Source organism: Pantoea sp. CCBC3-3-1 (assembly GCF_007981265.1).
Classification (GTDB): Bacteria; Pseudomonadota; Gammaproteobacteria; order Enterobacterales; family Enterobacteriaceae; genus Erwinia.
Map to the genome: position 1 here is coordinate 1888384 of NZ_CP034363.1, position 20370 is coordinate 1908753.

17 protein-coding genes and 7 pseudogenes are annotated in these 20370 nt (G+C 47.0%); 19 read left to right on the forward strand and 5 right to left on the reverse strand.

The genetic code is table 11. The features are described 5' to 3' along the window. The first annotated feature begins 24 nt into the window (after positions 1 to 24). The 4 genes and pseudogenes from EHV07_RS09000 to EHV07_RS25155 all read left to right on the forward strand — a co-directional run. Entirely contained in the window at positions 25 to 1332 is a 1308-nt protein-coding gene (locus EHV07_RS09000; RefSeq protein WP_147197124.1) for a hypothetical protein, read from the forward strand. Positions 1333 to 1339: 7 nt separating this feature from the next. Beyond that, on the forward strand, positions 1340 to 2020 hold the full coding sequence (locus EHV07_RS09005; RefSeq protein WP_147197126.1) for an OmpA family protein: 681 nt from the start codon (positions 1340 to 1342) through the stop codon (positions 2018 to 2020). After that, the gene (locus EHV07_RS09010) at positions 2017 to 2865 is read left to right on the forward strand and encodes an HNH endonuclease (protein WP_147197128.1); all 849 of its coding nucleotides are present in this window, start codon (positions 2017 to 2019) and stop codon (positions 2863 to 2865) included. The genes EHV07_RS09005 and EHV07_RS09010 overlap by 4 nt, the downstream gene beginning before the upstream one ends. 218 nt (positions 2866 to 3083) lie before the next feature. Then, positions 3084 to 3176 (forward strand): annotated as a pseudogene (locus EHV07_RS25155) (oxidoreductase); the annotation flags it as partial. Positions 3177 to 3288: 112 nt separating this feature from the next. Here the strand turns inward: EHV07_RS25155 and EHV07_RS09020 are convergent. Then, positions 3289 to 4185, reverse strand: a complete 897-nt coding sequence (locus tag EHV07_RS09020; RefSeq protein ID WP_147197130.1) for an alpha/beta fold hydrolase — start codon at positions 4183 to 4185, stop codon at positions 3289 to 3291. A gap of 91 nt (positions 4186 to 4276) precedes the next feature. Here EHV07_RS09020 and EHV07_RS09025 point away from each other — a divergent pair, with 91 nt between their 5' ends. Beyond that, positions 4277 to 4861, forward strand: coding sequence for an ABATE domain-containing protein (locus EHV07_RS09025; RefSeq protein WP_147197132.1), 585 nt, complete (start codon positions 4277 to 4279; stop codon positions 4859 to 4861). Between the two features lie 26 nt (positions 4862 to 4887). Here EHV07_RS09025 and EHV07_RS09030 read toward each other — a convergent pair. Beyond that, positions 4888 to 4971 (reverse strand): annotated as a pseudogene (locus EHV07_RS09030) (hypothetical protein); the annotation flags it as partial. Between the two features lie 99 nt (positions 4972 to 5070). On the opposite strand from EHV07_RS09030, the gene EHV07_RS09035 reads away from it, so the two are divergent. Together EHV07_RS09035 and EHV07_RS09040 are read left to right on the forward strand one after the other, a co-directional pair. Then, positions 5071 to 5688: a dTMP kinase gene (locus tag EHV07_RS09035; protein WP_147200578.1), complete on the forward strand. Its 618-nt coding sequence runs from the start codon at positions 5071 to 5073 to the stop codon at positions 5686 to 5688. 254 nt (positions 5689 to 5942) lie between these two features. Continuing rightward, the gene (locus EHV07_RS09040; protein WP_147197136.1) at positions 5943 to 6425 is read left to right on the forward strand and encodes a glutathione peroxidase; all 483 of its coding nucleotides are present in this window, start codon (positions 5943 to 5945) and stop codon (positions 6423 to 6425) included. A gap of 55 nt (positions 6426 to 6480) precedes the next feature. Here EHV07_RS09040 and EHV07_RS25160 read toward each other — a convergent pair. The 3 genes and pseudogenes from EHV07_RS25160 to EHV07_RS09055 form a co-directional block, all read right to left on the reverse strand. Then, a pseudogene (locus EHV07_RS25160) lies at positions 6481 to 6630 on the reverse strand (GNAT family N-acetyltransferase); the annotation flags it as partial. A gap of 208 nt (positions 6631 to 6838) precedes the next feature. Further along, on the reverse strand, positions 6839 to 7348 hold the full coding sequence (locus EHV07_RS09050; protein WP_254446351.1) for an SDR family NAD(P)-dependent oxidoreductase: 510 nt from the start codon (positions 7346 to 7348) through the stop codon (positions 6839 to 6841). Positions 7349 to 7825: 477 nt separating this feature from the next. Then, a pseudogene (locus EHV07_RS09055) lies at positions 7826 to 8377 on the reverse strand (PAS domain-containing protein); the annotation flags it as partial. 89 nt (positions 8378 to 8466) lie between these two features. Between EHV07_RS09055 and EHV07_RS09060 the strand changes: the two are divergent. From EHV07_RS09060 to EHV07_RS09110, 12 genes and pseudogenes are all read left to right on the forward strand, one after another. Next, a pseudogene (locus EHV07_RS09060) lies at positions 8467 to 8709 on the forward strand (Rpn family recombination-promoting nuclease/putative transposase); the annotation flags it as partial. 783 nt (positions 8710 to 9492) lie between these two features. Beyond that, entirely contained in the window at positions 9493 to 11019 is a 1527-nt protein-coding gene (locus EHV07_RS09065) for a TULIP family P47-like protein (RefSeq protein WP_168199607.1), read from the forward strand. 851 nt (positions 11020 to 11870) lie between these two features. After that, positions 11871 to 12605: a transcriptional regulator gene (locus tag EHV07_RS09070; protein WP_147197142.1), complete on the forward strand. Its 735-nt coding sequence runs from the start codon at positions 11871 to 11873 to the stop codon at positions 12603 to 12605. Next, complete coding sequence (locus tag EHV07_RS09075) at positions 12602 to 12796, forward strand: RidA family protein (protein ID WP_147197144.1); 195 nt, start codon at positions 12602 to 12604, stop codon at positions 12794 to 12796. Before EHV07_RS09070 ends, EHV07_RS09075 begins: the two co-directional genes overlap by 4 nt. A 24-nt stretch (positions 12797 to 12820) precedes the next feature. Continuing rightward, positions 12821 to 13732 (forward strand): pyridoxal-phosphate dependent enzyme, encoded by a 912-nt coding sequence (locus EHV07_RS09080; RefSeq protein ID WP_147197146.1) that lies wholly within the window; start codon positions 12821 to 12823, stop codon positions 13730 to 13732. An 89-nt stretch (positions 13733 to 13821) separates the two neighbouring features. Next, a complete protein-coding gene (locus EHV07_RS09085) occupies positions 13822 to 14457 on the forward strand; it encodes an alanyl-tRNA editing protein (RefSeq protein WP_147197148.1) in 636 nt (211 codons plus the stop codon). A gap of 10 nt (positions 14458 to 14467) precedes the next feature. Next, a complete protein-coding gene (locus EHV07_RS24485; RefSeq protein ID WP_168199608.1) occupies positions 14468 to 14626 on the forward strand; it encodes a hypothetical protein in 159 nt (52 codons plus the stop codon). Between the two features lie 537 nt (positions 14627 to 15163). Further along, a pseudogene (locus EHV07_RS24880) lies at positions 15164 to 15573 on the forward strand (tyrosine-type recombinase/integrase); the annotation flags it as partial. Between the two features lie 237 nt (positions 15574 to 15810). Then, positions 15811 to 16938 carry a hypothetical protein gene (locus EHV07_RS09095; RefSeq protein WP_147197150.1) on the forward strand — a complete coding sequence of 376 codons (1128 nt, stop codon included), beginning with the start codon at positions 15811 to 15813 and terminating at the stop codon, positions 16936 to 16938. Positions 16939 to 17084: 146 nt separating this feature from the next. After that, positions 17085 to 18053: pseudogene (locus EHV07_RS09100) on the forward strand (integrase core domain-containing protein). A gap of 228 nt (positions 18054 to 18281) precedes the next feature. Further along, entirely contained in the window at positions 18282 to 18785 is a 504-nt protein-coding gene (locus tag EHV07_RS09105) for an SMI1/KNR4 family protein (protein ID WP_147197152.1), read from the forward strand. A 37-nt stretch (positions 18786 to 18822) separates the two neighbouring features. Continuing rightward, on the forward strand, positions 18823 to 20361 hold the full coding sequence (locus EHV07_RS09110) for a hypothetical protein (RefSeq protein ID WP_147197155.1): 1539 nt from the start codon (positions 18823 to 18825) through the stop codon (positions 20359 to 20361). Positions 20362 to 20370 lie beyond the last annotated feature (9 nt).

Genomic DNA, 20370 nt, shown 5'->3' on the forward strand with positions numbered 1-20370 from the left:
TAGAACTCACTTCCTTTGATAACGATGAAAAAAACATTTCTGCTTCCGCTGCTATTCATTCCTTGCGTGTCGTACGCCGCAGCGTCTGTAACGCTCAGTACCATTACATCAGATCCTATTACCAACAGTTTCGTATTAGTTAACCTGGCCCTGACGATATTTTTTGCTTTTATACGCTTTGACAGGTTTGCCATTGTTCATGGTCCAGAAATACTCACTACTGTTGGTATTCTCGGTTGTTTTGCGGGTATTGCAACTTCGCTGCTGCATTTTGATTCAACCAATGTGGCAGAAAGCGTACCTCACCTGCTTGAAGGGGTGAAGACAGCATTCCTTGCTTCATTAAGTGGTGTCGGTGGTTCGCTTATTATCAGAGCAAGGCACTATTTCCAGAAAAAACCCATTCCCCAAACTGCCGGTACTCCTAAAGCTGCGACTCTGGATGATGTAGTTGCTGCCACTCACGCACTTCAGCAGAGCCTTGCCGGTAAGGAAGATAGTAGTCTTCTGACACAGCTAAAATTAATGCGTCAGGAACAGGTAGATGAATTACGCACACTGCGCAGCGCCTTTGATACTTTTTCTCAGAAAATGGCCGAGAATGGCTCTAAGGCACTTATTGAGGCGCTGAAGGGAGTTATTCATGATTTTAATGCGCAGATTAATGAGCAGTTTGGCGATAATTTTAAACACCTGAACGCAAGTGTAGAAAAACTGGTCGTCTGGCAGCAGCAGTATAAAGAGGAGCTCGACACGTTACAGAGTTTGCAAAAATCTTCAGCCGGGGATCTTAAAGAAGCTTCACTGGGACTCGCGTCGTTTATCGGGCAGGCATCCAGTTTTGCCCGGACCGCCGACGCGTTAGAGGAAACGCTGGTGAATCTGGCCCGGCAGCATGGGGAGATCGATCAGTCTCAGCGTTCCATGAGTGAAGTATTATTGCAGATGAAAGACGTCACACCTCAGTTCTCACGAAAAATTGATGAAATGACCACCTCAATGACGTTGGGCGTTGCAAAATTACAGAATGATGTGAGTGATATTGTCAGCGATTTTGGTACCCAGGCACAATCCTTCTCCACGGAAATAAAACATTTCTTAACGGAGACGCTCAGTCAGTCACGGTCGGAAGTTAATTCAGAACTTACCCAGTCAGTAGACAAGATCCGCCAAAGCGTTGTCGCTCTGGATACAGGGTTGCAGGAGGAACTGACAAAGAGTCTCGAAACTCTTGGTCGGCAGCTTGCCTCCCTTTCCGAAAAATTCGTAGCCGATTATACCCCTTTGACCGAACGTCTGAGGGATGTTGTGCGTATCGCTTCAGCGACGTGAGAAAAATATGAATTTAGAACAGAGCAACCAATCTTATTGGATACCCCTCGCGGACCTTATGACGGGCTTAATGATGGTGTTCATGCTACTGACTGCTGCATTTATGCTTCGCGTAGAGCAAACAACGACGCTTGTTGTAAAAGAGTATGAAGTCACGAAGCGTGATTTGCAGATGGCCCTGCAGAAAGAATTTGCGAAAGACCTGAAGCAATGGAATGCTGAAATTTTGGGGGATATGACTATCCGTTTTAACGATCCCTCCGTCCTTTTCGCCACAGGCTCGTCAGAATTAAGACCTCGTTTTAGAGAAGTGCTTGGTAAGTTTTTCCCACGTTACATCGCGCTGCTGACGTCAGAAAAATACAGGGGCGCCGTTAAGGAAATACGTATTGAAGGACATACAAGCGCTTTCTGGAGTGGAGCGCTGGATGAAAGACAGGCTTATTTTAAAAACATGGAACTCTCTCAGGCAAGGACTCGTAGCACGCTTGAATATCTGATGTCATTGCCAAAAGTGCAGGGCGACGGAAAATGGCTTTTTCAGCATGTGACAGCAAATGGTCTTTCTTCCTCCCATCCTCTCTTACATGAGTCATCGCAGGCGGCGAACCAGCGCGTTGAATTTCGCATCGTTACCAATGCCAGCGAAAAAATGGATCTTATTGCAGAGAAATTATCTAAAAAATGAGTTTTAAGTTACCTGATTTTCTCAACTGGTCGCCACTGAATACTTTGCGAGAGAAAATGGGAGCCCCGCTGACGGATAACTTTGTGCTGGCCCCCATTTCTTCTAAAAGCAACATTATGGATCAATTGAATGCCGGCGGCGTCGAAATTGATCTCGATGAAATCAGCGTCCATGAGGATGGGACGTTACTCTACCAAGGCTATCGAGGTCTTTTACATATTAGAGATGTATCTTCTATCGCGGGTGATACGAGGATGCCAAGATTTCATCTGGCATATTGCCAGACTCTCGAAAAGATGCAGAAAAACGCACGATTTGACCGATATGTTGTTGCACAAACGACCTCCGGTGAGTTTAAAGTCAACATCATTGATCGGGAAGAAGTAGTGTCGCAACAAGTAAGATTAAATGTATGCCAGAACTGTCTCGACAAGATCCACTGGAAGGGGTTTAGCATACCTGGTCTGTCACGTATGGAAAGGCAGAATCGAGTTGACGTTTTTTCGCTACCTGAATTTTTTGAGAAATACCCTCGCGATTTGATCGGGAAAAAAACCTTACATACTTCAACTACTGCGCCACTTAATATCTATTCAAAAGACTGGCCTAAATTGTCAAAGGAGATCAGACATAAACGTGGGCACAAATGCGAATCCTGCCATCAATCTTTCAGCAAGGATGATTCTCGATTCCTCCATGTTCACCATCGCAATGGTTTAAAGAATGACAACAGGAGCGAAAATCTGGCAGTGCTTTGTATTGCCTGCCATGCAAACCAGCCGGAGCATGGACATCTCAGGGCTCATCCTGATTACAAACTATTTATGACACGGCAGCAGCGCTGATAGCGTGATGTTTAAGTCTCCATGCAGGGAACGGGTCAACAAACCGACTCTACTGACCGACGGTTGTATCTAATATCGGGGGCATGTCAGGACCCCCTCCGTCTTCACAAATAAATATACGGATCTAATTTTAGAGAGCTTCCATTATCTGTGTGAGGCTAACGTCCGCTTTTCGCTCATTGCAAACTAAGCGCCAGCGGCATTCCGTTTATTGCCTAATCTCAGCAGAGCGCAGACTTGTCACTGGCGGTACCAGCGGAATGGGACTGGCAGGTGCTCAGCCAATTGTCCGTGAAGGCGGTCACGTAGCCAATCCCCGCGCTTAAAACCGAGCGCCTCCGGCTAAAACCATTAGTTGCCCAGATTTAGCAGTTCTTCAGCCGCGCTAAGCCAGATCCCTGGCAACATCCATAAGCGTCTTCTTTACTGAATATTTTTATCCAGAAACGCATGGATAGCAGGAATAATTTCCTTGCCGTGGGTTTCCAGCGCGAAGTGTCCGGTGTCGTAGAAGCGAATGTCCGCATTGGGAAGATCGCGTTTCCAGGCCTCTGCGCCAGCTGGAAGGAAAAACGGATCGTTTTTTCCCCAAACCGCCAGCAGAGGGGGCTGAGCCTCGCGGAAGTACTTCTGGAAGTCAGGATACATTGCCACATTCGAGGCGTAATCCAGCAGCAGATCGAGTTGGATATCCGCATTGCCCGGTCGCGATATTTGCACTCCTTCCAAAGTGTATCCATCTGGCGAAACGGAACTCTTATCGGCAACGCCCTCAAGGTATTGCCACTTAATCGAGGCCGGTGTCGGAAAGTCATGCAGGGCATGCCGGTTCTGCTGCGTGGGTTCGTGCCAGTACTTCCGGATAGGTGCCCAGCTCTCGCCCAGTCCTTCCTCATAAGCGTTGCCGTTCTGGGAAATGATGGCGGTCACACGCTGCGGATGTGCAAAAGCAAGACGCCAGCCCACCGGAGCGCCGTAGTCGTGAACCATAAGCGCGTAGGTAGTCAGCTTAAGCTGTTCGGTGAACAGTCCGATGGTTTTCGCCAGCTGGTTGAAAGTATAGGCGTACTCATCTCGTGCCGGCGCTTCGGTAAAGCCGAACGCCGGCAGATCTGGCGCGATGACGTGATAGCGATCGGCAAGTGCGGGGATTAGGTCGCGGAACATGAAGGATGAGGCCGCAAAGCCGTGAAGCAGCATTATCGTGGGCGCTTTTGGATTACCGGCTTCGCGGTAGAAAATCTTAACGTTATCAACCTGTTCGTAGCGGTAGTGAACCGGATTTACTGCCGCGGCGGCAATTGAATGAGAAACGGTCATGATTATCACCTGTAACCATTAAAGTTTGAATTTGAAGGTTACATGTATTTTTGGTAACCTGCCAGAAAAAATTTATGGGTTACATAGCAGCATGAATTCAGACAGCACTTTTTCCGACGCCCCGTTTCTGGCTGATAACCTGGCCCTTGATTTCATTAACAGCGAATATGGCGTGGACGATAAACGTCATGATTGTTTTATTGATGATCAAAGCGTTGCCGACTGGCTGAGTAGGGCCGAAGTGTTGCCCGACATCAATGGCCAACAGCTACCGGATGGACTGCTTACCGAGGCGCGTGAACTTCGCGACACGGCAAGGAATATTGTGCACGCCGCCATAAGCGGTGCTCCGGCAGAACTGGCCGTAATTAATCGGGTGCTTGAGGTGGGATGCCCAATCAGGAAGCTGGAATGGCACGACGACGTGCAGCACTTCCGGATCGCCGTTTATCAAAATACCAGAAGCCCGTCCGGCCTTCTCTGGCCTATTGCCGATGCGCTGGTGAGTCTGATCACCAGCGAGAAATTCGAATTCGTTCGTCAGTGCGAGGCCCATGACTGCATTCTGCTGTTCCACGACCTGAGTAAATCTCACCGTCGACGCTGGTGCAGCATGGCCACCTGCGGCAACCGCATGAAAGTGGCGGCATTTCGCTCCAGAAAGAAAGCTGATTAAGGCAGATTCGCCAGGACTGCGCGGAAAGCCTGAGCGACCTTATGCGCATAATCGAGGTTTTTATCGCAAACAGGGGCTGCCGGACTATACATCACGTTGCCCCAGCCTTGTCAGGCGCTGTTCCCCTGGACAACGTTTGCCTGACAGCGATGCAACATATTGGGAAAGGCCAGATGCAAGCTTTACAAAAACCGCCTGTTAATCGAAGAATGAGTCGTCAGCTGTTTGTTTCTCTGGATGGGCCGAAGGGCGCCGGTAAAACCACACTGTTGGAGGCCATGACGAAAGTATTGAGGGCTGACAATAAGAAGGTGATCCGACTTTGCGAGAAAAAAAGCGATCCCTTCAGAAGGGAAACAATGGCCCTCGTCAACAGGCTAGCCAGAAATCCCACTCTGGATTTGGAATGGGAGATTTGTAAACGTTTTGCTGATAGCCGTGCCTGGATTTCCCAGCAAGTGTTGCCTGAACAGCCACCGGACAGCATTATCTTGATGGATCGCTGGTATCCGTCGGATGCCGCGTTTCGCCGGATGATTCCATTTGCAGAGATTTTACAGCTTAACATTGAACAAAACGTGCGAACACCTGACCTGCATGTCGGGGTGGTTACTGCGCCTGATATTTCATGGGCAAGAGCCGCGGCCCGCTCGCGGGGGCTGAACAGTACGGTGATGTATAAGCTGGAAGAACACGTTGCTTGTACCAGGGCATTTGAGCAAGAGATTGCAAATCACGAATGGGTTTTATGCCGTAATGAAGGAACGCTCGAAGACGCAACGATGCAGATAATTACTGAGATCTACAGATTACCTGGATGCCCGTAGGCATCGGTTTTGCCGCTGAATGCCGCCAGCAGGGATGTTAATCAACGAGATTCGGCTATTTTTGTCCGGCTTTTTAAATATGTATTGCCTGCGTTTTAATCACGAAAAATACCCGCAGAAGGACTATGCTATGAAAACATTCTACCAGACCCGAGCCACGCCAACCGGCGTTGTCGCCCACGCCGTTTGTCTCTGTGGCTACGCGCGACGTGGCATTGTCGACGCCAAAATGGTTCTGCTCTGAGGATTTCGACATGACCACCTTTCATCAACTCACTGCCACCAGTTTGCGTGGACAACCCATCTCTATGGCCGACTACGCTGGCAAGGTGGTTCTGGTGGTTAATACCGCCAGCCATTGTGGCTTCACGCCGCAATACGCAGGTCTTGAAACACTTTACAGGAAGTACGCAAGCCAGGGGCTGGTGGTGCTTGGGTTTCCCTGCAACCAGTTCGGTAAGCAGGAACCTGGCGGCCCCGACGACATCGCGCAGACCTGTCACATCAACTATGGTGTGAGCTTCCCGATGTTCGGGAAAGTGGAGGTCAACGGCGCCGCTACGCACCCGGTGTTTCGTTACCTGAAAGACGGGTTGCCCGGCGTGCTGGGTAAGCGGATCAAGTGGAACTTCACTAAGTTCCTGATCGGACGCGACGGCAAACCGCTCAGGCGTTTTGCACCGATCGCTACCCCAGAGAAAATGGAAGCGGCAATCCTTGCAGCACTGGAAACCTGAGTGCTGCGGTAATTCAAACCGTCCACTGTCAGAGGACCTCCGACAAACAAAACGATTATAATTTTTTTCTCATAAAGACGGTCGTTCCACCTTTGAAGGGTTCATATCTATCGATTTCATATCCTGCCGCCGCATATAATGCAATGTTCGCCCCGAACGCCTGGTTTGTCTGCAAGCGAATTTCCCCAGGCTTAGCTTGAGCTGCTCCGCAATTGTACTCAATTGTTATATGTCACTCCCTGTTCTCCTGATTAAAATTCTTGAACAGAATTGATCTGTGCCATTAATTCTTTTTCATCTACGGTCATCGTTGCAAGGAAGTCCGCGCGGGGAGGGATATATTTACACAGATAATATTTCATATTGATTCCTGATTGATTGGACAAAATGAGTGCAAACTGTAGTTTTCACTTTCAGGCGGTCTTCACACTTTTCAAAATGGCGCTTTCGAATTCTGCTTCATCAATACCCTTCTGCGTCGCTGCAGCAGCCTTTTTACGGTAAAGATCGTAATCAGAAATTTTATTGCCGTGCGCCAGCGCTGAATTATGGGCGAGGTCAGTTTTAAACCAGGTTGGCTCAACCATGCTCACACTGATATTGAACTGCTCCAGTTCAAAACGCAGCGACTTGAAGTAGCCCTGAACGGCATGTTTTGAAGCGGTGTAGTAGGCAAGGTTTGGTGGTCCGATCAAACCCACAATTGAGCTGACAGTTATTATTTTTCCATTCTTCTGAGCCCGAAAACGAGGGAGAGGCGCATTCGTTAATCTGACGGTTCCCCAGAAATTGGTTTCGAACTGCTGTCTGCCCATCTCAACAGGCGTCTCTTCCGCCACTCCTGTCACCATGTAACCTGCGTTATTCACGAGCACATCCAGCGTATCCATCCTGGTATAAACTTCCCGTACAAAGGCGTTCACCGACTCATCACTGTCTGTATTGAGCTTTAGCAATGTAAACGGAATGCCTGATGCATGTTTATCAGGTTCCCGTGGTTAAAACGGTTTATTCATACATCCCTTCCGCGTCCGGAAATATGCCGGAGTAATGTGAGTTTGTGGGAACACCGGTGCTCAAAACGCCCTCAATGACCAGCATGGCGAATAGTTTTTGTAGAGCCACAAATATGGCTAGAGCACCTCGACGTGTGGATCACTGCATAATCAAGGCCATTGTTGCCGCATTGGTCGGCTTTATGAGGGCGGATTATAAAGCTGAACGCAACAGGGGGTTAATAAGGTGAATAAAATAACGGGTCGGCTCGATGGTCACACGTATATTCGACTGGTTAACAGGTTATTTCCAGAACCCATCTCTTGTTGGCTAACGCTTGAAAACGTCGTGCGCTGAGAATACAGCCATCGGGCTCTGACTGGGTGCATTTTTTGACTCTACTAGCAGCAGTACGTATCCCTGGCGGATGCACGATCGTCGGGATGCAGGAAATCCAACACCTGTTGACCTATCATCTCCTCGGCCGACCAGCCTGTCATTTGGCTGTAAGAAGGCGAGATCGACACATATCGGCCGTGCGTGTCGCAATGGGCGATCAGGTCAGTGCTGTTTTCAATCAACAGACGGTATTCTGCCGCCGTGCGTAACGCATCTTCAAGTGCCTTGCGCTGCCCGGTGATATCAAAAATGAAGCCGTTGTACTGCATGCGGGAAGCGCTGGGTTGGCTATCCGGCAAGCCTGAAATAATCACACGTCGCGTTGTCCCGTCCAGACAGTGGATCGGCACTTCGATATGAAAGGGAGTCATACATTCCAACGCCGCAGTAAGTTGCAGCGCGATTCTGGCATCATCGTCAGCCTGCGCGAGCTTCAGCCATGCACTAAGCGTTACGCCCTTCAGCGCGGGCATCAGGCCAGCTGGGCTTTCCTGACAGGCAATGCATGTGCCATAGGCGTCCGTGGACCAAACGGCGGAAAAGTTAGGTTTGATCACAGTATTCCTGGTCGATAACGAGATTCAAGATTAGAAGTTAGATCATCTTTTATCGGCCGATGTACCGACTATCTTTAATGGAGCAGGGAATGTCTGACAGGAAAGCAAAGAGCCGCAGGAACGCGAGCCCGACACCGCACGATCTCGCCTTTAAACAGTTTCTGACCCATCCCGCTACCGCACGGGATTTTATGCAGCTGCATTTGCCCGCGGAGCTGCAGGCCGTCTGCGACTTCAGCACTCTTAAGCTGGAGTCCGGCAGCTTTGTTGAGGAAACGCTTCGTCCCTATTTCAGCGACGTGCTCTACAGCCTGAAAACCAAGACCGGCGATGTCAGACGCAGAGGCGTTTGTACGCGAACTGGCACAGCTTAGCCGGATTGTGCAGGCGCGTTAAGAGTATTAAAGATGGTGGTTGTGCAAAAATTGTTGTCAGGCTGAATCTGGCCTGGCGGACAATAAGGCCCAAATGAGGAAGAAATTGTGAAATGAGCAGATGTCTCAATCTTCGCAATCAAATTGAAGGGCTGAAGGTCGGCTATGAACTAGAGAAAGTTATATTATTCAAAAGGAAGCGTAAATATTTTGTTTTTTAAAGGAAGTTTAGCTTGAGTGTTTGTTCGGCCAGTTAGCACCGGGTTTAAGAAGCACAAATCAGTATTCTTTAGTAACACATGACTTCAAAGCTTCAGAAGTTAATAATATTCTTTTTTGAATGTTGCAGATAATATAGCAATAAATCAAAGTGTTGCGAGTATCAATCCTGTTCTTTTATAAAAAAGTATTTTTTATCAAGAGGATGCTTTATTTCTCTTATGCTGCTTGCTCGTTAAGCTATTAGCGTAGCTAATGCTATAAACTAAGGTAAATCTTAAAAAAATGATGTTAAGCCAGTCTTCTAGGATAATTTTTATAAAAAAACGATAAATTTCATAGGGTTAATAATTAATTGTTGTCATCTTTTTGTGGATTTATTAAGTGAATCCTATGGATTGATTTTTGTTGTTTAAAGCGGTTTTCAAGTGACGTACATTAATATTTGCTTTGAAATTACCAGCTGGTTCTTAAAGTAAAACCGTAATATCAGTACGTTTACATTACCTAATGGTGACACTTATGTTAAATAATCAATTTAGCTTTGATAAAGATGCCATTATTATTTTCCCGGAAGAAAATAACCTCACTAATTTTCCTTACCCAAAAAATAGCTTTACATCGAAATCAGTAAGAGCAGCCCTACAAGATACTAGCGTTCCGAGTGATAATGCAGGGTGGGATACTGTATTTGCAGTTCCAGTATCCAAGGTAAATGATAAGTTAAAGGATTACTTTACAACGCCAATTGTATTTAGTCATGACATGGATGGTAATGTATTTGATGTAAATATTAATCAGGCAACATGCACCCTTTGGAAAATTGTGCCGGGCGGTAAAAATGGAAATGTATTCTTCGAAATAACCTTAACAGGAGGGCAGGCAATTATCAGCGGGAAAACCAGTAACACATATCCACTTACTGGAGGGGTAATCATTTTAGAAATAATGTTTTCCTATATTTCTGTGCCTCCATCAGGAAGTAATGGAGGGGCGAAGTATAATTTACTAGCTAATACAAACACTGCTTCTGGACAGGGTGGCTCTATACCTGGAGCTGATTATGAAAGTATAGGAGCGATTTCTGAAGCTTTTCCAGATTATTACAATAATAATCCTAATCAGCTGCTTTATGTGTTTAATACAGTAACTATCAATGACCAGGTTAGCGATCCTGGATTCCAATGGATTCAACCAACAACAGTTGGATATGCCTATGCTAATGGGTCATCAGATGATAACGCAGTATTTGCCGTTCTCTGCACTGTAAACGGAAGAGTTGATAGTTCACTAACTAATGTTCTAAACCCTTCGTCGATACCTCAGAACTGTGAGAGCAGTTTTAATATATCTCCTCAATGCTTCATTCAGTACATGGTGCTTCCTGTTTTACCCGCTGCATTCAATGCTAAAGGAACATCAGAAGTTATAGACTCATCTTATTTTAATGTTGATAATACAGGTATATCGATAACTAATTCTAAAGATATACCACTGGCACCTGTGACGCATTTGGGATTGCAGTATCACCCTGTCATCAAAAAATTCTCTGTAGAGTGGGCTGTAACTGAAGTAATAATAAGTTCTCATGTTGAGACAGAAGTGTCTCCTGGAATTACAGCAGTTGTAGATACAATTACTTATTATTATGTGACAGGTGAATCTAATACTTTGCAATATAATGTTGATACATCTAAAAGCTCAGTAACTAAGTCATATAAGGTTGCTACTGGCATAATTGTAAGCGCAGCTATTTTGGCAATCATACTTGCAGTGGCTGCTGTAGTTGCCGTTGTTTTTGTCGAGGGCGCTACACTTGTTATAGTCGGTGTAATACTGGCAATAGCAATAGGCTTGACAGAGGCGCTTCCGGGCATATTGATAGCTATCGCAGCAAAAGGTATTAATAATGAAATCCCATCGCTGGCAAATCTAATTAGTAATAGTGCTTCTAAGATATACTGGCCTGGTAGTTCCGATCTATACGTCAGCTTTGCACAGTTTTTTGGGACACTTCAATTAGGTGGAGTTGCATTCCCAAATAGCTGAAATAATAAGCGGTTTGTGAAAGAATATTTCTACACTGTAGATGAAAATATATTTACAGTGTAGTTATTATAATGTTATATAAAGCAATGGTTAGCTGCTACGACATGATTTATTGAGAGATAAATAAATACTCCTATTCTATTTACATTTACTTCGAAGATGTCATGATTTAAGCTATCAAGCGTTAATTTACGGCCCCGGTACATTTAACCTGCTATCATTCAATTACAGCTGAACAATGTAAACATTGTCCGCTTCTGGCTGTGAGTTCAACTGATAGATGCAACACATTGATTAAAACGCTCTGATATGCTGGAACCTCTGGCCACACCTCAATCAAGGATGATGCTATGCCCCTTCAGGACCAGATACAAAAATCTATTCAGGAAGCCAATGAAAGGGAACGTCACCTCTGGCGTCATACCCGCTGGCTGATCAAAGGGCTGCGAGTTGCCGTCTTTCTGTACCTGTTGTATCCCATTGCAATGTGGGTATTCCGGACTCTATAAGTGATGCGGTAATTCCATGCACCTTCTTTAAATACACCGTATTTGCCATAACATCTGTTCGAGGCCCCGCAGAAACGCATCCCGCGCGATTCTGCGGTAAGATGGCCGTTTACGGCACCTTTCGCTGGCTTTCGGCAATCGTATAAATCTGTTTTTTATACGAATTATTACTCGTCTCAACGATGTCAGTACTCAGTTTTCCATCATTGACGGTTTAACAGGGCTTTCATCCATCATGATAGCCTGTATATCAAACGCACGATTTAATTAAACATTATGTTGATTTGAAGCGGCATAAGCCTTAATTTAGTCAACATATTGTTTAATTGTGGCGAGTGCATTATGACTGATAACCATCCGGATGAATCTTATGAGGATGATGTGTTGCGTATACTCGCCGCAGCCGTCCGTGCTATTGGAAGCATCATTTCTTCTAACACGGAGATTGCTCTTCATGACCTCCGCAGACCTGAGTATTCCATTGCTGAAATTGTGAATGCGCACATCACCGGACGGCGTCAGGGCGATTCCGTGCTTTCCGGCATGCGCACGGACAAAGCCTTTATCAGCGCGATGGAAGAAAGCCAGGAAGCCGTAACGCTTTTGACCGATTACGAGACGTTCAGCCGCTCAGGCACCCGCCTGCGCAGCAGCACGGCCATCTATCGGGGACGTAACGCCCGGCCCTTTGCCGCGCTCTGCATCAATGTCGATGATGAAAATATCCGTAAGGCCCTCAGCGTACTACAGAGCCTGACCGCTATTATGCCGTCGCAACGCGAAGAAGCCATTCCGCAGGAAGAAAGCGGCCCGTCGCCTGACAACATTGAAGATCTGATGCGCGACATTATCAACTCGGCGACGGCGCTCAGCCCCGGAGCCAGAAGAGCCAACGGTAAAAAGGCCAAAATTCTCGCCGTGCAGAAGATGCAGGAAAAAGGCATTTTCCTGATGAAAGGCGGCGTTGAAAAAGCGGCAGCGGCCCTCGGCGTCACTCGCTACACCATCTACAACTACCTTGATGAACTGAAAATGTTGGATGACGGGTCACGCCTCTCAGCGCTGAGGAACCGATGAAAAGATATCCCGGCTCGCTGCCATTTCCGTTTGCCCGTGCGGTGGAAGCCAACGGCTTCCTGTTTCTGTCCGGTCAGGTGTCCATGAATGCGCAGGGCGACCCCGTACGCGGCATCACAGAAGAACAGACGCAAATCGTCGCCAGCCAGCTGGCATTCGGGCTTGAAGTTGAAGTGATGGCACTGGCCTGACGTTCATTTTACCGGAGTATACCCATGGCGCTTAGTATCACTACCCCACTGCTTGAATCCCTCCCGCTGGGTCAGCTGAACGACACCCGCGTATGGCTGAAAATGGAGGCGCTACAGCCTTCCGGGTCGTTTAAAATCCGCGGTATCGGCTATGCCTGTGAAGCGTATTTTTCCCGCGGTGCCCGGCGTTTTATCTCCTCTTCCGGCGGCAACGCAGGGCTGGCAGTGGCCTATGCGGGTCGCAGGCTGGGTGTCCCCGTCATCGTGGTCGTGCCTGAAACCACGCCGGAGCGCACCCGTCACCGGCTGCAGAGTGAAGGAGCAGAGGTTATCGTTCACGGAAAAATGTGGTCTGAAGCCAACGAGCTGGCTCGATCGCTGTTAACCGGTGACGACGCCTTTCTGCATCCTTTTGACGATCCGCTTCTCTGGGCAGGCCATGCCTCCATGATCGATGAGGTGGTCGCCGCTGGCGTACGGCCGGATGCCGTGGTGCTTTCGGTGGGCGGCGGCGGACTATTGGCAGGCGTTGATGAAGGGCTGCGCCGTAACGGGCTTGCGGATGTGCCGGTTTATGCCGCTGAAACGGAAGGTATGGCCTCCTATGCCGCCGCGCTGAAGGCGGGCGTGTTGACGGAAGTTCCCGTGCTGACCGGCGTAGCAACCTCTCTTGGTGCACGTCAGGTCTGCCGGAGGGCGTTCGATCTTGCCAGTGAAAGAACCATCGTACCGGTGCAGGTTACCGACGGTGAGGCGGTGAACGCCTGTCTGGCATTCCTGGACGACAACCGTATTCTGGTCGAGCCGGCCTGCGGCGCCGCGCTGGCTCTGCTTTACGACAATAAAATTCCTGGCGGCAGCCATAAAAACATTCTGGTGATTGTGTGCGGCGGATCGACGGCCACCATCGACTCTCTTAAAGGTTTTACCGGCTGATTACTGCGGCAAGTCTCGCATTGACGGTCCGTTCCTCCTTCAACCTACAGCAAAATCCTGTCCACCCGGCGGACGGGAAAGGATGACTTATGACAGAAAGAACTTACTTCAGCAGTGATGCGTTAGAAATGGCATCGTCCGTTATCAGCTGCGATCCGCAGGATGACGGCCGTTATCGCGTCATCCTCTCCGCCACAATTTTTCATCCCCAGGGCGGTGGCCAGCCCTCCGACCGAGGTACCATCGGTCATGCCAGCATGCTGCATGCCGTTCAGGAGGATGCGGAAGTTGTGCATTTCACGGATGCGCCGCTGGATACCGGGCCGGTGCAGCTGACCGTGGATGCTGCGCTACGCCAGCTTCATACCCGTTACCATTCGGCCGGCCACCTGATTGCGGTTGCGGGTGAAAAATATGGTTGGTATGGCAGCAAAGGCAACCATCGCCCCGGGGAAGGACGCGTGGTTTTTGAACCGCTGCGCCTGACTACGCCGGTGACGGCCGCGGAATTTGCTCAAGGCGTGTCAGAACTGGTTAACCAGGCGCTGCCACGCCGTCAGGAGGAGGAGGAGGGCCGCCGTATGATCACGTGGGGCGAGTTGCCGGCGTACGCCTGCGGTGGCACGCATGTGCTGTTGACGTCCGACGTGGGTGAGGTTCAGATAACGCGCGTGAAGGAGAAGAAAGGGCAGCTCTCAGTACAGTATGAGCTGGTTGAACGGTAAGAAGGCGGTAATGAACTCTGGCGGTGCTGGCGAAACGTTTACCGCCCGTGAAATCAATACCGCCGCGTCAGCTAAGCTGCTCAGCCAGCAGGCCCGCCGCAATGATGATCAGCGCACCGGAATCGGGCATTCAGTAGCGGTCTTGGTTTTGCCATCCGCTTTGAACTGACTGAAGGAAACCTGGCAGCTATTCAGTGTGTTTAATTTTAGCTGCGCCTTTACGATCTTGTCTGAAACGCAATAAAACAAAAAATCCACGCAATTGCGTGGATTTTATAAGATTTCGCGCTTCTTATGAGGTTCTGTGAAACCTCATGAGACAACAGCGGCTGTTAGACGTTGAACCATGATTTTAACTGTATCTTATTGATATTTTTTTTATTTAGAACCTTATCTTTATAGTACTCATTCTTGTACTCATTTTGGAGTTGGCTCGCTTTCGTAAGGCGAAGGTCGTAGGTTCTACTCCATTATCGGCACCATTTTAAACTCTTCCCAAGTCTACCGAAATCGACTTAAAGCCCGTACAGTAAGGCTTATAGCCTGTATTTTATCTCCTGCTATCAACTGGACTCCACCAGAATCAATTCACAGTTGGGGGCATAAGTAGGGGCATTCTGTGTTCGGTCATGGGAGATGCACCTAATGAAGCTTAATGTGCGACAGGTGTGTGCTGCTAAACTCAGAGAGAAAGCCTATAAGCTGGCAGACGGAGCTGGTTCGCGATGTGCAGTTCAACAACACGTTTTAGTCAGTGGCGCTTGAATGGCACGGAACGAAGGTGAGCCGGTGGTCAGAAGGTTATGCTTCCGACATTATCGAAGCTTTCAATAAAGATATTTCCCCTATATCGGCCAACTGCCGGTGAATGAAATCAAACCACTTGTTCTGCTTAATGTGCTGCGTCGAATGGAAAGCCGTGGCGCGACAGAGAAGGCCAGGAAGGTTCGCCAGCGCTGCAGTGAAGTCTTTCGTTACGCCATCGTTACCGGCCGTGCGGAATACAACCCTGCAGCGGATCTACCCAGCGCGATGTCAAGGCATGAATCGAAGCATTATCCCTTCCTTACCGTTGAGGAGTTACCAGACTTCTTTAAAGCGCTCGCAGGCTTCACCTCAGTCAGTGCTGGCAACGATAGAAAAAAAGGGTCTCATGCTCGATGTTTTGTTCGCGTATGACGCTGAGGGCGCACAGTAGGAGCAGGGCGGATAGTCAGGGAATGTTTGAGATTACGGCAGGGATTTTGTTAGTCATTCCAGTTATCCCAACGCTAAATTATCGTCAAGAAATGCTTCAGATTGCCGAAATATAGATAATACGTAATTCTTGATAATAAACTGAATGGATGTTCAATGAAAAAAGATATTACAGTAACTTTTGATTCTTCATCGTTTCCTAAAAGTCAAGTTCAGTACTATAATCCGCTAGTTACTGTTAACAAAATTGATGTGAACTGCATGCTAATTCACACCGCTCTATGGACTCGCCCCCCCAAACTTACTGGCTTTCATTTATCAGACTTCTGGGCCTGGCTAAGATACTTCCCTGCCTTTTCGAAAACCACAACTGACTTGCGACTTCGTAAAGAATGGAAAGACATAGATCCCCATCAAAAAACAATTTTAAGTGATGAAATAGGGGTTGGCTCAACTACATTTACATTAATCAATACTTTAGGTTTTCAGGGGTTCATTGATGCAATTTACTTATTGGAAACATTAAACCTTACTCACCTTCTTTTAAATAAATCTAAAAATGGTAAAGGTAAGACCCCTGATTATATTGGTTTAGACAATTTTGGAAGAGTTATTGCTCTTGAATGCAAAGGAACGCAAAATAAAATAAAGGATTTACACAAGGCTATAAAAAATGGTATAGATCAAAAGGAAAACCTGACAAAAAATCCCGCTGGTCAAATAAAAATAGGGTTGGTTGGCGGGATATTTATTCCTCAGTTTGACAATCCTGAAAATGCGCTAATACACTTCCGTGATCCAGACTGGAATGAATTTAACAAAATCATTTCTGAGGCCGACCCTAAGGAGCTAACTAAAGCCATTATTCGTGGATCGGTGATTAAACAATTGTATCTCGCTGGTGCAAATAATTCTGCGAGTGAGTTATCAAATTATGTCAAAGGTAACGGCTTTAAATTTTCTCCGAAGTCAATCCAAGAATTAAAATCCTTTGAACGAGAAAGTGTGGTTTTTAGCCATAATTTCAAAAATCCAATTGAAGGGGAGATTTCAGATATAAAATTTAGCGCCAAAATAGATAATAAAATATTTTCCCTCGTCGAGGATTTAACCTCAAATAAAACCAAGGTATCTGTATTAATTAATGAGCTAAGTGTTACAAAGGAAAGTTTTGACCGACGGCATAATGCTAACTCATGGTTTGCATATGAAAATGAATATAGTGGAATGATTGTTTCTCCACAAGGTTTTAAGTTTAAATTAAATTATAAAACAAATGATTAGCTGCAGCATTAACCTGAACCGATCACTTAGCAATCAATGAGAAAAGTGTACGTTGAAGCCAACGTACACACCCTCTGACCTACTTCCCGTTGATTAATCCATCGTGATTTTAGAACTGTTTTCATCAGTAACGCGAGGGTATCTTTATCAAGAAGCGTTTTTCCGACGAACAGATCATTAGCATTCTCCGCGAGGACGAAACCGGGGCTCTGGCCCGTGAACTCTGCCGTAAACATGCTTTTTAGACACTACACTCTGTACCTGCCGCAAGTAGTCTGGAGCCATGGAGGATTCTGAGGTGAAGTGGCTTAAGTCGCCTGAAAGTAAACGCACGACACAGGAAGCAGTGGGGGTGATGTGTGATGCGACCGGTCTGTAGCAACCTCGTGCCTGAAGAGCTGAGGTTTTTCCCTGCCGACCTGACGCTAGACGTGTAGCTATCTCTACGTATCCCAGAGCTGGCGCTTGAACACAGACGTTTTCGTTATCGGCTCATCTGGCAGCTACCGCGTCGGGGGCCTTAGTGTCAATCACATGCACCTTCGTATCAATCACATGCAGTTATACCGCATTTGCCATCTCAACTGCCTAAGCGTAAAACGCAGACGACGGCGTAAAAGGCTCGCAACCAAACGGTTTCGCAGTTGCAGCCGGATGTGCCGATTCTGACCTGGTCGATCGATTTCGTTATGGACGGACTGACCACTGGTTTCAGGATCAAGTGCTGACCTGTGTGGATGATTTCGCGAAGGAGTACCTGACAATTACCTCAACATTCGGGGCTCAAGCCAATCATGCAACGTCTAAGTGGTGCAGCATAAGGTAGTTATATATTTCACCGACGATGATAAGACCTGGTAGGTGGAGAGCGAAATTCACCTTTAGCTCTGAATCATTGGGTCTTAAGCATGGCATTGAACTGCATCTTATCCAGCTTGGCAAATCATGAAAGTTTCAACGAGCGATTCGAAGATGAGTGTATGAATGAGCGCTGGTTCAGCGGTACTGTCCACACCGGGAAAGCGATTAATGACTGGTTGCTGAACTATAACAAAAAATATTCACATTTATCGTTTGACCACCAGATACCAACTGAATCTGCAGCGGACTGGTAAAATAGGGTGTGGGAAAAACCAACCGACATTACCTCTTGATGGGATATCTAATCTTGGGGGCTAGGTGGGCCTCGTGAGTCATGTCGCAAAAATGCCTGAGAAAGGCTGACACAGTTTGACAGTTGGTTGTGATTACCTCATTAGCTGAAAGTCATACGTACGAAATATTACTCAATTATCAGTCGAATATGCCGTTAATAAACATATGGATTGAAAGGAACAGAAACAATGAAGCAACTATGGGAAAAACTGGAAGCCATTCTGCAAGACACTGACCCTGAGGTATTAGCAGATCTTGCACCTCCGGCTACAGATGAAGAAATCGCCAGGTTAGAGCATGCTCTGGGTGTAATTTTGCCTGCCGATTTTGTGGCCTTCATGAAAATTCACAATGGTCAGCGCGGTATGAGCCATGGATTATTTGATGAATGCGAATTCTTATCCACTTCACGCATTTTACAGGAGTGGCGTGTCTGGAAAGATTTACTTGATGGTGGAGATTTTGATGGAGCTGAGTCGTGTCCGCAAAGCGGTATTCGTCCGGAATGGTGGAGTCCCGGCTGGATCCCTTTTACCTACAATGGGGCGGGCGATCATCTTTGTCTTGACCTTGCACCGACGGATGTTGGGATTCGCGGGCAGATTATCATGCTCTGGCATGATGATGGTGCGCGTGAAAAACAAGCGGACAGCTTCATTCATTGGTTCAAACAGTATGTAGAGCAAATGTAGGCCTTTTTGCAATTGATTCGATAAACTTGGAGGGTAAATGGATTTAACATATGAAGAGTTAAAACAGCAGCGTCTGCAAAAGCTATTTCACGATTGCCAGCAACAAGTATTGTCACAAGTTATTGGGCCTTTCGGGCTTTCAATGGCCATGTTTGAGGATCGCAATGGCGGCAATGTAACCACGCTGCATAATTTCGATCGCGAAGAGTCGGATTTCATAGCTGATAAAGACATGTCCAGTCATGCGAAATCGCGTCAGGATTACCAGCGCAAAGAGTATGAAAGTAAAGGTTTTACAAAAAAAAGCGAGAAACTACGGGCCGGTGGTGTTGATGGTTATACGGGAAAAACGACCAATGCGGCGGATATGGATCTCGACCATGTCACTTCATTAAATACATTGTCCAAAAACAAGAAATTGCATCTTGCTCTGGAAACCGGGAAAGGCGTTGAAAAATTAGTCAAAATGGCCAATGCCGACGAAAACCTGGTGACCACACATAAGTCGATTAACCGTTCAAAAGGCGCTGCTGAACTCGATACTTTTGCAGAAAAAAATGGTAAAAGATTTGAGCTGGATCCAGAGCGAGTAGCAGCAGCGAAGAAACAATCGAAGGACCATATTTCGACAACGCTTAACTCGGCGCTGATGAAAAAACAAAGCACAGAGTTGCTGCAGACTGGCGGCCAACAAGCGTTGCATATGGGGCTCAGACAAGCACTTGGATTACTGCTCACTGAACTGGTAAATGGCTTGTTTAACGAATTTAAAGTGCTCATTCAACACGGCGTTGAGGTGGGAAAAACATTGTTTGAGGAGATCCGACAGCGCTTAATGCGTGTAGTTGCTTCCGTGGCCAAAAAAATTCCCGATGCGCTGGGACAAATGTTCCAGGGCGGAGTGAGTGGATTCATGAGTAATTTACTTACCTTCTTGCTTAATAATTTTCTCTCAACCGCAAAGCGTTTCGTGACCATGATTCGGGAAGGGCTATTGGGACTTTTCCGGGCATTTAAAATGATATTCTTTCCGCCGGAACTTATGACGGCACAGCAAGCGTTACAGGAAGGACTGAAAATTCTGACTACTGTCATCGTAACTTCAGTCGGTATGTTATTGAACGAAAGTATCGTGACGTTTATGGCGACCGTACCGTTTCTGAAACCTTTTGCAGATATATTAACCCCAGTGCTTATAGGCATTGCCACCGGATTGCTTTCTGCCTTTCTCGCATATCAGATAGACACGTTTTTTGATCGCTCCCGTTTTACGCTAAGCGAAAAACTCATGGATGAGATGTTCGCAGATAGCAAACGTCGGGAAGCGTTTGCCAGTGAGCTGGTGACACTTTCAGAAAGTTCTCTGGGTAATATTGAAAATTACGCGACCGCTATAACCCAATATCAAGCTATTGGGGCAAACCTGGCTACTGCCACAATTTCAACTAAAGCAACATTGGTATGTATTGAGAAAACAACTACTGAGACCGCTATGCAGGTGGCACGGAGTACCGCTGCAATTGCGTTTATTAATGAAAGCCAGGCTGAAATTGATGACTTTCTAAAAAATATTTGAGAACAATAA

Excerpts from the sequence above, each read along its gene's own strand:
- EHV07_RS09070 (WP_147197142.1), top strand. The coding sequence starts at position 11,871 with ATGACTGATAACCATCCGGATGAATCTTATGAGGATGATGTGTTGCGT.
- EHV07_RS09075 (WP_147197144.1), top strand. The coding sequence starts at position 12,602 with ATGAAAAGATATCCCGGCTCGCTGCCATTTCCGTTTGCCCGTGCGGTG.
- EHV07_RS09085 (WP_147197148.1), top strand. The coding sequence starts at position 13,822 with ATGACAGAAAGAACTTACTTCAGCAGTGATGCGTTAGAAATGGCATCG.
- EHV07_RS09010 (WP_147197128.1), top strand. The coding sequence starts at position 2,017 with ATGAGTTTTAAGTTACCTGATTTTCTCAACTGGTCGCCACTGAATACT.
- EHV07_RS09065 (WP_168199607.1), top strand. The coding sequence starts at position 9,493 with ATGTTAAATAATCAATTTAGCTTTGATAAAGATGCCATTATTATTTTC.
- EHV07_RS09095 (WP_147197150.1), top strand. The coding sequence starts at position 15,811 with ATGAAAAAAGATATTACAGTAACTTTTGATTCTTCATCGTTTCCTAAA.
- EHV07_RS09110 (WP_147197155.1), top strand. The coding sequence starts at position 18,823 with ATGGATTTAACATATGAAGAGTTAAAACAGCAGCGTCTGCAAAAGCTA.
- EHV07_RS09000 (WP_147197124.1), top strand. The coding sequence starts at position 25 with ATGAAAAAAACATTTCTGCTTCCGCTGCTATTCATTCCTTGCGTGTCG.
- EHV07_RS09005 (WP_147197126.1), top strand. The coding sequence starts at position 1,340 with ATGAATTTAGAACAGAGCAACCAATCTTATTGGATACCCCTCGCGGAC.
- EHV07_RS24485 (WP_168199608.1), top strand. The coding sequence starts at position 14,468 with ATGAACTCTGGCGGTGCTGGCGAAACGTTTACCGCCCGTGAAATCAAT.
- EHV07_RS09080 (WP_147197146.1), top strand. The coding sequence starts at position 12,821 with ATGGCGCTTAGTATCACTACCCCACTGCTTGAATCCCTCCCGCTGGGT.
- EHV07_RS09020 (WP_147197130.1), bottom strand. The coding sequence starts at position 4,185 with ATGACCGTTTCTCATTCAATTGCCGCCGCGGCAGTAAATCCGGTTCAC.
- EHV07_RS09025 (WP_147197132.1), top strand. The coding sequence starts at position 4,277 with ATGAATTCAGACAGCACTTTTTCCGACGCCCCGTTTCTGGCTGATAAC.
- EHV07_RS09105 (WP_147197152.1), top strand. The coding sequence starts at position 18,282 with ATGAAGCAACTATGGGAAAAACTGGAAGCCATTCTGCAAGACACTGAC.
- EHV07_RS09040 (WP_147197136.1), top strand. The coding sequence starts at position 5,943 with ATGACCACCTTTCATCAACTCACTGCCACCAGTTTGCGTGGACAACCC.
- EHV07_RS09035 (WP_147200578.1), top strand. The coding sequence starts at position 5,071 with ATGAGTCGTCAGCTGTTTGTTTCTCTGGATGGGCCGAAGGGCGCCGGT.